Annotated in this window: 11 protein-coding genes; 10 read left to right on the forward strand and 1 reads right to left on the reverse strand. The window is 34.5% G+C overall.

The features are described 5' to 3' along the window. Window positions 1-399 precede the first annotated feature (399 nt). Window positions 400-1,041 carry a hypothetical protein gene (locus DX009_RS05705; protein ID WP_115083309.1) on the forward strand — a complete coding sequence of 214 codons (642 nt, stop codon included), beginning with the start codon at window positions 400-402 and terminating at the stop codon, window positions 1,039-1,041. Window positions 1,042-1,113: 72 nt separating this feature from the next. Here DX009_RS05705 and DX009_RS05710 read toward each other — a convergent pair whose 3' ends face one another. After that, the gene (locus DX009_RS05710; protein WP_115083310.1) at window positions 1,114-1,932 is read right to left on the reverse strand and encodes a DUF5715 family protein; all 819 of its coding nucleotides are present in this window, start codon (window positions 1,930-1,932) and stop codon (window positions 1,114-1,116) included. A gap of 755 nt (window positions 1,933-2,687) precedes the next feature. On the opposite strand from DX009_RS05710, the gene DX009_RS05715 reads away from it, so the two are divergent. From DX009_RS05715 to lpxD, 9 genes are all read left to right on the forward strand, one after another. Further along, the gene (locus tag DX009_RS05715) at window positions 2,688-3,644 is read left to right on the forward strand and encodes a PhoH family protein (RefSeq protein ID WP_115083311.1); all 957 of its coding nucleotides are present in this window, start codon (window positions 2,688-2,690) and stop codon (window positions 3,642-3,644) included. A 12-nt stretch (window positions 3,645-3,656) separates the two neighbouring features. Next, window positions 3,657-4,607: a phosphoribosylaminoimidazolesuccinocarboxamide synthase gene (locus DX009_RS05720; RefSeq protein WP_115083312.1), complete on the forward strand. Its 951-nt coding sequence runs from the start codon at window positions 3,657-3,659 to the stop codon at window positions 4,605-4,607. 43 nt (window positions 4,608-4,650) lie between these two features. Further along, window positions 4,651-5,385 carry a bifunctional demethylmenaquinone methyltransferase/2-methoxy-6-polyprenyl-1,4-benzoquinol methylase UbiE gene (gene ubiE / locus DX009_RS05725; RefSeq protein WP_115083313.1) on the forward strand — a complete coding sequence of 245 codons (735 nt, stop codon included), beginning with the start codon at window positions 4,651-4,653 and terminating at the stop codon, window positions 5,383-5,385. Window positions 5,386-5,397: 12 nt separating this feature from the next. Then, entirely contained in the window at window positions 5,398-6,147 is a 750-nt protein-coding gene (locus tag DX009_RS05730) for a shikimate dehydrogenase family protein (RefSeq protein ID WP_006044797.1), read from the forward strand. A 26-nt stretch (window positions 6,148-6,173) separates the two neighbouring features. After that, window positions 6,174-7,337, forward strand: a complete 1,164-nt coding sequence (locus DX009_RS05735) for an AIR synthase-related protein (protein ID WP_115083314.1) — start codon at window positions 6,174-6,176, stop codon at window positions 7,335-7,337. Window positions 7,338-7,383: 46 nt separating this feature from the next. Then, window positions 7,384-8,496 (forward strand): peptide chain release factor 1, encoded by a 1,113-nt coding sequence (gene prfA, locus DX009_RS05740; RefSeq protein ID WP_115083315.1) that lies wholly within the window; start codon window positions 7,384-7,386, stop codon window positions 8,494-8,496. Between the two features lie 214 nt (window positions 8,497-8,710). Further along, window positions 8,711-9,538, forward strand: a complete 828-nt coding sequence (gene pyrF / locus DX009_RS05745) for an orotidine-5'-phosphate decarboxylase (protein ID WP_115083316.1) — start codon at window positions 8,711-8,713, stop codon at window positions 9,536-9,538. Between the two features lie 19 nt (window positions 9,539-9,557). Beyond that, window positions 9,558-10,778, forward strand: coding sequence for an HD domain-containing protein (locus tag DX009_RS05750; protein ID WP_115083317.1), 1,221 nt, complete (start codon window positions 9,558-9,560; stop codon window positions 10,776-10,778). A 51-nt stretch (window positions 10,779-10,829) separates the two neighbouring features. Further along, complete coding sequence (gene lpxD, locus DX009_RS05755; protein WP_115083318.1) at window positions 10,830-11,870, forward strand: UDP-3-O-(3-hydroxymyristoyl)glucosamine N-acyltransferase; 1,041 nt, start codon at window positions 10,830-10,832, stop codon at window positions 11,868-11,870. Window positions 11,871-11,872 lie beyond the last annotated feature (2 nt).

The raw sequence follows: 11,872 nt of genomic DNA on the forward strand, positions 1-11,872 counted from the left end.
TATATCGTGCGTGGCGAAATAAAGAAAAGCCAATTCATTGTAAATACTGGTTGAAACCTTATTATTTACTCTTGTTTTAATATTCCATTTCTACAATTGCAACTATGCTAATTTGGGAATATTAGTGCAAAAGGGTGAGTTTCTTAGATTTTATTTGTATTTTTGCCATATCAAATGCTGAATCTATGAGTTCTCTTTTATAACATTAAAGTAAGTGGATTGCGATATTACTATATTTTTAGCAATATACGTTTACTATAGTATAATGGTAAAATAAAAATGTTGCATAGCTAAAAGTAGAACTTCATTTGCTACGAGTATAGCGAGATGAACTTAATGCTCTCTCCTACTCTCTATAAAATAAGACAATAGATATTACAAGAAACAACAAATATAACTATGAATAAAAAAGCAATTTTGCGGAAACTATCATTTATCATTTCCTCTACCGCAGTGGTAATGGGCATTTATGCATGTAAAACTCCTAAACAACAAACAGAAATGCAAGTAATGAATCTTACTCCTAATATGAAGTTCGTAATTAATCAGAAAGGTGAATGCTCTGTGAAGAATAAACAAAAGATTTCTGTAGAAGAATTCAATGAATTAGTAGCACATGGTGGTTTTGTATGGATTTCTACTAGAATAGTATTAGAAAATGGTGAATTGGATACCAAAGATTACTATCGGTCAATACTGGGACAGAGTCCTATTAACTATTACTTTAAAGATGGGAAATGCCACACATTCTTTTTTTCGTCGGCTAATGGAAAAACTGTTAGCTACGAGTATGATTACAAGTATGATGCAAAGAATAATCGACTATCAATAAAAGATTTTAACGATATAGAAATATTAGCTTTGTCAGAAGGAGCAATGGAGATACTACAGCCTATGGGAGTTTTTCCGAATGGCAAACCACGATATGCTTATAGTATTTACAGACGAGCTGATGATGGAGAAATAGCTAACATCTTAATACGTGCTGGACTTCTTAAACCTACTATTAGTATAGAGGATATTAAAGAAGGAGAAAAATAAATACAGCAGAAGAATTGCACATACCAAAAATAAACATTGTAGGTATGTGCAATTCAATATTTGTATACCACATTATCGGATTGTTATATGGAAGCAACCTTGATGTTTCTCGTATTTAATGTGGCAACGTCCCTGCTTACGTAAATCGTTAAGAACTTCGCTTAAAATCCATTTCAAAGTATCATCGCGTACAGAGCGAGTTATGGGCGAATACTTATTGTAAGCTATATCGAACGTTGTTCCATATAGATGACAACTATTTTCGGTTGCATTATGATTATAACGTCTTAATTTTCTTACATCTTCTTTTGTACGCAGAACGCTTGTAACCAACAATTTTGTAAGTGGAATATTTTTCACTTGAAGACTATCGAAAAAGTTTCGTCCTATATCTTGGAGCAAAATAGAAGCTTTTGGCACAAGATATGGAATGCTACTCGACAAACGTTTTACAACAAAGAAAGGGTTGCTACCAATGTATACAAGCTCTTTCTTCCGCAATTCTGCATCTTGCCTATTTAAAACTACTTTTACAGCATACTTCTTAGACGATTCTAATTGTACATATTGCGAATCTGGAAAACTCTTATCGTAATTTGCAACACCTATAATGCGATGTTTTACCACTTTATTATTACTATCAAAAAAATGTGTAAGCTGGCTTATTGGTACAAAATACTGAGAAATAGAATCATTCTGATCCGTAATCTCTGCAGTTCTAATAATTCCCGAAGTTAAGTGCGTAGTATCAACGGATAGAGCCTTACCTTTAACAGAATTAGAATCTTTCGCAATTGAAGGGAATATAACTCTAACAACCGCAAGAAAAACAGTTATAGCCATAAACCCAAATAAAAAATTATTTTTCGTTATCTTCCTTTTCACTTTCATAGATACAAAGGTAGGTATTTTTTTATAACATTCAAGATAGAAATACAATGTTTTAACATAGAAAAATAACACTCAATAAGCCAACCACACATTTAGGAACAGAATTTAGATAGTGCATAAAGAAGCACTGTAATACGAACAAGCAATAATTTCATCACAACATTCCTTCGTTCCGTATATATATCCATAACGTTTTTATAGGTAATAAACATTATTTACGAAAGCAAAGTAGAGTTTTATTTACACGTAAGTAAAGTTCTACTTACACGTAAATAAAGTTTTACTTACACGTAAATAAAGTTTTACTTACGTGTAAATAATAGTATCTAATCAGTATTGCGTTGATACATAATAGTATATAAATGGAAACAAATACGTGAATAATTAAGACCGAAACAATACATAAATGCAGATTATAAAGATAGACACAAAGAAGTGTGCATAAGTAATGAGAATTCAGACCAGGAAAAAGCTTTATTTAGGCTCTACGCCATAGAGAAAACAGATATAAAGAGTGCAGATAAACGATAGAATCTGTTAATTCTATAAAAGAGAAAATAAACAGAATTTTAGTGAAGAAGTGATTTTGCAATACCGAAGAAATTTTCCTAAAAGCTTCTTCATAATTTTACGCTTATTGGCTGATTTTATGGGTAGTTATTTTTTGATAATTCACCTTATAAGGCATAATAAATATTTGTATGGTTCACCTTTTTATATTAACTTTGCAGCAATATTAAAATTAGTGAAAGAAATTGATAGAAAAACATATTGTTCTTGATGATATTGACCCCGTAGTTTTCTATGGCGTTGGTAATGCGCATCTACAGATGATAAAGTCTCTCTTCCCAAAAGTGAGAATTGTTGCTCGCGACAATGTTATACGAATTTTGGGAGACGAAGAGCAAATGGCAAAATTAGAAGAAGATATTGAGAATATGCGCAAACATATTTCAACGTATAACGTTATAAGCGAAAAAGATATTCTTGATATTGTAAATGGAAAACAAACCAAGATAGATGCCGAAAAAGAAGTATTGGTTTATTCAGTTTCAGGAAAACCAATAAAAAGTCGCTCTAATAATCAACAAATGTTAGTTGATGCTTTCAATAAGAACGATATGGTGTTTGCAGTAGGACCCGCAGGTACAGGTAAAACCTATTTAAGCATTGCACTAGCCGTTAAATCTTTAAAAGCAAAAGAAGTAAAAAAAATAATACTCTCGCGTCCAGCAGTAGAAGCCGGAGAGAAATTAGGCTTTTTACCCGGCGATATGAAAGAGAAGATTGACCCTTATCTTCAGCCATTATACGATTCTTTAGAGGATATGATTCCAGCTGTTAAGCTTCAAGATATGGTAGATAAACACATTATACAAATCGCTCCACTTGCATTTATGCGAGGAAGAACATTGAACGATGCTATAATTATACTCGACGAAGCACAAAACACATCAACAGCACAAATAAGAATGTTTCTCACACGATTGGGAATGAACTCGAAGATGATAATAACAGGCGATTTAACACAGATAGACCTTCCTTACCATCAAAAGAGTGGACTAAAAGAAGCAGTAGAAATACTTAATGATACAGAAGGAATAGCAATAGTTAAACTCAGCCAAAAAGATATAGTAAGGCATAAACTCGTAACAAAAATTGTTAATGCTTACGATGAACACGATAAAGCAAAAAACAAAACAACTCCATAAAATTATAAAATTATGAATGCATTGATTAAAACCGATTTCAAGTTCGAAGGACAGAAGAATGTTTATCACGGAAAAGTTCGTGATGTGTACGACATTAACGATGATTTAATTGTTATGGTTGCAACCGATCGTATCTCCGCTTTCGATGTAGTACTACCCAAAGGCATACCTTTCAAAGGGCAAGTTTTGAACCAAATTGCTTCAAAATTCTTAGATCTAACTTCAGATATCTGTCCTAATTGGAAATTGGCAACTCCCGATCCTATGGTTACAGTAGGATTGAAATGCGAAGGATTTAAAGTGGAGATGATTATTCGTTCAATCCTTACAGGCTCTGCATGGAGAGAATATAAAGCAGGTTGTAGGGAACTTTGTGGAGTAAAGCTTCCTGATGGAATGAAAGAGAATGAACGTTTCCCTGAACCAATTATCACACCAACTACTAAAGCTGATGAAGGTCATGACTTGAATATTTCCAAGGAAGAAATAATTAAGCAAGGCATTGTTTCAGAAGAAGACTACAATATAATTGAAGACTGGACAAGAAAACTTTTTGCACGTGGACAAGAAATTGCTGCACAAAAAGGTCTTATTCTTGTTGATACTAAATATGAATTTGGCAAACGCAACGGTAAATGCTATTTAATAGACGAAATACATACACCAGATTCTAGTAGATACTTTTATGCTGATGGATATGAAGAGAAATTAGCTAAAGGCGAACCACAAAGGCAACTTTCTAAGGAATTCGTTAGACAATGGTTGATAGAGCATAACTTTATGAACGAACCAGGACAAAAAATGCCCGAAATAACAGATGCGTATGCAAAAAGTGTTAGCGACAGGTATATTGAACTCTACGAACATATCACAGGAGAACCTTTTGTGAAAGTTGATGACGGAACAGATTTAGCAGAACGGATTGAGAAGAATGTGAGCCAATATCTAGCAGCAAGAAAATAAGAGATTTCCAAAATAAAATTGCAAGATACTAATAAACATCAGCGTGTATAATCAAGAGAAAATAAAACCCTATAATAGCACTGATGAAAAAGGTAAGGTGGTCGAAGAAATGTTTGATAATATTGCTTCGACCTACGACACCTTAAATCATCGGTTGTCATGGAATATAGATAAAAGTTGGCGTAAAAAAGCCATTAGAAGGCTCGCTCCATTTTCTCCTAAAACAATACTTGATATTGCAACTGGGACTGGTGATTTTGCAATTATGTCAGCAAAGATGCTTTTACCAAAAACACTTATCGGTGCTGATATTTCTGACAAAATGATGGAAATTGGCAGACAAAAAGTTAAGGAAGAAGGTTTAGATAGTATTATTTCATTTCAGAAAGAAGATTGTCTAAACCTAACATTCCCTTCCAATACTTTCGACGCTGTAACAGCCGCTTTTGGAATTCGTAATTTTCAGGACCTTGAGAAAGGACTTGGAGAAATGTATAGAGTATTAAAAAAAGGTGGACACTTATGCATTATAGAGCTTACAACACCTATATCGTTCCCAATGAAACAACTTTTTAAAATATATTCAAAGGTTGTTCTACCATTTTATGGACGCTTAATTTCAAAAGATAGCAGTGCATACGATTACTTAAATAAAACTATAGCTGCATTTCCACAAGGTGAAACCATGATGAATATACTTCAAAGTGCAGGTTTTACTAAAACGTCTTTTACACGTTTAACATTTGGAATCTGCACTATGTATATTGCTGAAAAATAAAATTAGTTGCTTATGGACAAATATGGACTGATTGGTTATCCATTAGAACATTCTTTTTCAGAGGGATATTTCAATGAGAAATTTCAAAATGAAGGAATAGATGCTGAGTATAATAATTATGAAATTTCATCAATCGAAGACCTTTTAGAGATTATTGATACAACTCCAAATTTAAAAGGACTTAATGTTACGATACCTTATAAGGAACAAATCATAAAGTATCTCGACTCTTTGAGTCCAGAAGCAAAAGCTATTGGCGCAGTAAATGTTATTCGCGTCGATCATTTTGGCAATAAAACACATCTTAAGGGGTATAACACAGACGTTATAGGATTCACAAAAAGCATAGAACCCCTATTAGAGCGCTACCATAAAAAGGCTTTAGTATTAGGCACTGGTGGTGCTTCTAAAGCTGTATGTTATGGATTAAAATCTTTAGGCATTGAAACAAAATGTGTTTCAAGACGTAAAAATATAGATGTATTAACCTACAACGATTTGTCTCCCAAAATAATAAAAGAATTTAATGTAATAGTAAATTGTACTCCCGTGGGAATGTATCCGAACGTAGATGAATGTTTGCCACTTCCATACGAGGCTATGGATAATCATACCCTCTTATACGATTTGCTTTATAATCCTAATGTTACATGTTTTATGGCAAAGGGTAAAGAATATGGTGCTGTTGTTAAGAACGGATTAGAAATGTTACTTTTACAAGCTTTCGCAAGCTGGGATATATGGAATAGTAAAGAAAAATAAGAAAATCGGAGAATAGTACTAAAGAAATGAATAATAGATATGCAATGCGTGGCGTTAGTGCTGCCAAAGAAGACGTACATAACGCTATAAAAAATATAGATAAAGGAATTTTCCCACAAGCATTTTGCAAAATCATTCCAGATATCTTGGGAGGTAACGAGGAATACTGCAACATAATGCATGCCGATGGTGCTGGTACAAAATCGTCCTTGGCTTATATGTACTGGAAAGAAACAGGCGATTTAAGTGTATGGAAAGGTATAGCGCAAGACGCCATAGTTATGAATACAGACGATTTGTTGTGTGTTGGTGCTGTTGATAATATTCTAGTATCATCTACTATCGGACGTAACAAGATGCTTGTTCCTGGAGAAGTTATATCTGCCATAATAAATGGTACAGACGAGTTGTTGGCAGAAATGAGAGAAATGGGAATAGGTATTTATCCTACTGGTGGAGAAACTGCGGACGTAGGAGACTTAGTGCGTACTATCATTGTAGATTCTACTGTTACTTGTAGAATGAAACGCTCTGATGTTATTGATAATGCAAATATTCGTCCAGGAGATGTTATCGTTGGTTTAAGTTCGACAGGACAATCAACCTATGAAAAGAAGTATAATGGAGGAATGGGCAGTAATGGTCTTACGAGTGCACGCCATGATGTTTTTTCAAAGTATCTAGCCGAAAAGTATCCTGAGAGTTTCGACCACGCTGTACCTAATGAGCTTGTTTATAGTGGTAAATATAAACTTACTGATGCTGTAGAAGACAGTCCTTTGAATGCTGGAGAATTGGTTCTCTCCCCTACCCGTACCTATGCTCCAGTAATTAAGCAAATACTTGATGAGTATCGTAGCAAGATTCACGGAATGGTACATTGCACAGGTGGAGCACAAACAAAAGTTCTACACTTTGTAAATGATAACTGCAAAGTAATAAAGGATAATATGTTCCCTGTACCTCCCCTATTTAAAGCTATAAAGGAATGTAGCGGAACAGATTGGAAAGAAATGTACCAAGTTTTCAATATGGGACACAGAATGGAGATTTATGTCAGCCCTGAAATGGCTAATTCTATTATTGCTATTAGCAAGGAATTCAATATTGATGCACAAGTTATCGGTCATATTGAAGAAGGTAAAAAGAGCTTAACTATCAAAAGCGAATTCGGAGAATTTAATTATTAAACAATAATATTCTATACATCTATACAAAATAACAATAGAAAAAGATATGCCAGAGGAGAATAATATATTAAAAAAACTAGATGGACTTGAAGCACGTTTTGAAGAAGTCTCTACGCTCATTACAGACCCTGACGTAATAAGCGACCAACAACGATATGTAAAGCTCACTAAGGAATACAAAGATCTTGGTGATATTATGAACGCTCGTAAGCGATATATAAATTGCCTTGCTACAATCACTGAAGCTAAAGACATTCTTGCCAACGAAACCGATCCAGAAATGAAAGAAATGGCAAGAATGGAGCTGAGTGAGAACGAAGAACTGCAACCAAAGCTTGAAGAAGAAATTAAGCTTTTACTTGTTCCTAAAGATCCAGAAGATGACAAAAACGTGCAAATGGAAATCAGAGCAGGAGCAGGCGGAGACGAAGCTGCATTGTTCGCTGGCGATATTTTCAATATGTACAAACGATACTGCGACAAGAAAGGCTGGACACTATCTATAACATCAGTTTCGGAAGGAACTGTTGGTGGATTTAAAGAAATTGATTTTGCTGTTGCTGGTGCTGGCGTTTATGGAATTTTGAAATATGAGTCAGGTGTCCACCGTGTGCAGCGCGTTCCTTCTACCGATACGCAAGGTCGTATGCAGACATCTGCAGCGACAGTTGCCGTACTTCCAGAAGCTGATAAATTTGAAGTAAACATTAACGAAGGCGACATTAAATGGGATACTTTCCGTTCGAGCGGTGCGGGAGGTCAAAATGTAAATAAGGTGGAATCGGGAGTTCGTTTACGTTATCCATGGAAAAATCCTAATACAGGTGAGGTAGAAGAAATCCTTATAGAATGTACTGAAACGCGCGACCAACCTAAAAATAAGGAAAGAGCTTTATCGAGATTGCGTACATTTATATACGACCGTGAGCATCAGAAATATGTAAATGACATTGCAAACAGACGTAAAAGTCTTGTCTCTACCGGAGACCGTTCTGCCAAGATACGCACATACAACTATCCACAAGGTCGAGTAACCGACCATCGTATAGGTTTTACTACTCATGATTTGCCAAACTTCATGAATGGCGAAATTCAAGACATGATAGATGCACTAACTGTTGCAGAAAACGCAGAAAAATTAAAGGAAACAGAGTTGTAAGTTATTGCATAATATTGAAGAAATCTTTCTCCACAGGTATAGTAGACAGAGATGATGACAAAATGTACTTTCGTGGGGCACAAAATATACTTTCGTCAATAATAACATTTATCCCTTTTCTAGTATAAAAATTTAACTCTGTAAATAACTTATCAAACTTACGCAAGTAACAAATATGTCGTAGTTTGAAACTAAAGTATAAGAATTAATAAGTATGGAGAGAAAACAATTAATAGAGCAAATATTTACAAAAAAATCGTTTCTTTGTGTAGGACTTGATACCGATTTAAATAAGGTTCCTAAGTTTCTGTTAAATGAAGAGGACCCTATTTTTTCTTTTAATAAAGCCATAATCGATGCTACGGCTCCTTATAGCATTGCATATAAACCTAATTTAGCATTTTACGAATGCTATGGATTGAAAGGTATGGAGGCGTTTGAAAAGACAATAACATATTTGAAAGAAAACTATCCCCAACACTTCATAATAGCTGATGCCAAACGTGGAGATATTGGAAACACATCAAAGATGTATGCACAAACATTCTTTAAGGAGTATAATGTAGATGCACTTACCATAGCTCCATATATGGGTGAAGATTCTGTAAAGCCTTTCTTGGAATATGAAGGAAAATGGGTTATTCTTCTTGCACTAACCAGCAATAAAGGAAGCCACGATTTTCAGTTGTTTGAAGATAAAGAGGGTGTGCGCTTATTCGAACGAGTGTTGACTAAGTCTCAAGAATGGGGCACAACAGAAAATTTAATGTTTGTTGTAGGTGCAACACAAGGAAGCTTGTTTGCTGATATACGAAAATTGGCTCCTAATAGTTTTCTCTTAGTACCAGGAGTAGGCGCTCAAGGTGGAAGTCTACAAGAAGTATGTAAATATGGAATGAATAAGGATTGTGGACTTTTGGTAAACTCTTCAAGAGGCATTATTTATGCAAGTGCAGATGAAAACTTTGCCGAAATTGCAGGAGAGAAGGCAAAAGAACTACAGCAAGAAATGGCAATAGAACTTGATAGACTAAAAGAATAATTCAGAAGATAAGCGTTACATGAGTGGCAGTAAAATTATAAGCGACCCTGTTTTTGGATTTATCAGAATTCCATCAGGACTACTTTTGAATATTGTTAAGCACCCATTCATGCAACGCTTAACTCGTATAAAGCAGTTAGGGCTAACTACTGTTGTTTACCCAGGCGCTCAACATACAAGGTTTCAGCATTCATTAGGAGCATTTCATTTAATGAGTGAAGCTACTCTATCTTTGCAACATAAAGGTGTCTTTATTTTCGATAGCGAAGCAGAAGCTGTTCAAGCTGCCATCTTAATGCACGACATCGGACATGGTCCTTTCTCCCATGTGCTCGAGAATACATTAATCAAAGGGATAACACACGAAGAGATATCTTTAATGGTAATGAATTGTATTAACCAAGAAATGAATGGTGAACTTAATCTTGCTATTAAGATTTTCAAGAATGATTATCCAAAGCGTTTCCTGCATCAATTAATCAGTAGCCAACTTGATATGGATAGGCTTGACTATCTCAAGCGAGATAGCTTTTTTACAGGAGTAACTGAAGGTAATATAGGTTCAGCACGAATTATAAAAATGTTGAATGTTGTAGACGATACCTTAGTAATAGATGACAAGGGAATTTATTCAATAGAGAATTTCCTTACCTCTCGCCGTTTAATGTATTGGCAGGTGTATTTACATAAAGCTACAGTTGGATACGAAAAGCTTTTAATCAGTTTATTACTTAGAGCTAAAAAACTATTAAAAGATGGATATAAATTATTTGCTTCTCCTGCTTTAACCTTCTTCCTTGATAACGACGTAAATGCAGAATACTTCAAGGATAACGAAGAAACGCTGCAACATTACTTAAATTTAGATGACAGCGACTTATGGAGTGCTATAAAAGTATGGCAAAAATCAGAAGATAAAATACTATCACTTCTTGCTGATGATTTTATCAATCGTAAACTCTTTAAAGTAGAGATTCACGATGAGCCAATTTCACAAGAACAAGTAAACAGACGTAAAGAGCAAATTTGCAACCACTTAGGAATCTCAGAAGAAGAAAGCAACTACCTAATGCAGATTGATACAATACAAAAAGACATGTACGATATCAACGACGACCGTATTAGCATATTATCAAAAGATGGTAGTTTAAAAGATATAACAGAAGCATCTGAGATTTTAAACGTAGAACTATTATCTAAAAAAATTCGTAAATATTACTTTTGTTATCATCGAATATAACAAAAGTTTGTTATCTTTGCACTAACAAGCATTTATCATTTATTATATAGAATGGAATTTAACGCAAAACAAATCGCAGAATTTATACAAGGAAGCGTAGAAGGCGATGAAAAAGCAACCATTAGTACTTTCGCAAAGATAGAGGAAGGAAAACACGGTGCTATAAGTTTTTTGGCAAATCCGAAATATACTCATTATATATACGAAACTGAATGTTCTATAGTTCTCGTAGAGGAAAGTATAAAGATAGAGAAGCCTACAAAAGCTACATTGATACGTGTAAAAAATGCGCGCGATTGTGTTGCAAAGCTTCTACAACTATATGAAAGTATGAAGCCAAGAAAACAAGGGATAGATTCGTTAGCGTTTATTTCTCCAAAGGCAACCATAGGCAAGAATGTATATATTGGTGCTTTTGCATATATAGGCGATGGAGTTGTTATTGGAGATAACAGTATGATATATCCCCATGCAACTATTATGGATAATGTAACTTTAGGAAACAATTGTATTATCTACCCTAACGTTAGCATCTACCATAATTGCAAAATCGGAAATAATGTTATTTGCCATTCTGGTAGTGTTATAGGTGCTGATGGTTTTGGTTTTGCTCCGAATTCAGAAACAAATAGCTATGATAAAATTCCACAAATAGGCATCGTTACCATAGAAGATAATGTTGAGATAGGAGCAAACACATGTATTGACCGCTCAACAATGGGAAGTACATATTTACGTAAAGGTGTAAAACTCGACAACCTTGTGCAGATAGCGCATAATACAGATATTGGTGCAAATACTGTTATGAGCGCACAAGTTGGTATTGCAGGCTCAACTAAAGTTGGAGAATGGTGTATGTTTGGTGGACAGGTAGGTATAGCTGGACATTTGAAAATAGGAAATAAAGTTTTTCTCGGTGCACAGTCAGGTGTATTGAGTAAATTAAAAGACAATCAATCTCTTATGGGAAGTCCTGCAATAGAGCCACGTAACTATTTTAAATCACAAGTCATATTTCAAAGACTTCCAGAGATTTACAAGCAGATAAACGTTTTACAGAAAGAAATTGAAGAATTGAAAAAGAACAAATAATA

The organism is Prevotella pallens (assembly GCF_900454935.1).
Lineage (GTDB): Bacteria > Bacteroidota > Bacteroidia > Bacteroidales > Bacteroidaceae > Prevotella > Prevotella pallens.

Coding starts and splice junctions, on each gene's coding strand:
- DX009_RS05705 (WP_115083309.1), top strand. CDS start 400: ATGAATAAAAAAGCAATTTTGCGGAAACTATCATTTATCATTTCCTCT.
- DX009_RS05710 (WP_115083310.1), bottom strand. CDS start 1,932: ATGAAAGTGAAAAGGAAGATAACGAAAAATAATTTTTTATTTGGGTTT.
- DX009_RS05720 (WP_115083312.1), top strand. CDS start 3,657: ATGAATGCATTGATTAAAACCGATTTCAAGTTCGAAGGACAGAAGAAT.
- DX009_RS05730 (WP_006044797.1), top strand. CDS start 5,398: ATGGACAAATATGGACTGATTGGTTATCCATTAGAACATTCTTTTTCA.
- DX009_RS05735 (WP_115083314.1), top strand. CDS start 6,174: ATGAATAATAGATATGCAATGCGTGGCGTTAGTGCTGCCAAAGAAGAC.
- prfA (WP_115083315.1), top strand. CDS start 7,384: ATGCCAGAGGAGAATAATATATTAAAAAAACTAGATGGACTTGAAGCA.
- pyrF (WP_115083316.1), top strand. CDS start 8,711: ATGGAGAGAAAACAATTAATAGAGCAAATATTTACAAAAAAATCGTTT.
- DX009_RS05750 (WP_115083317.1), top strand. CDS start 9,558: ATGAGTGGCAGTAAAATTATAAGCGACCCTGTTTTTGGATTTATCAGA.
- lpxD (WP_115083318.1), top strand. CDS start 10,830: ATGGAATTTAACGCAAAACAAATCGCAGAATTTATACAAGGAAGCGTA.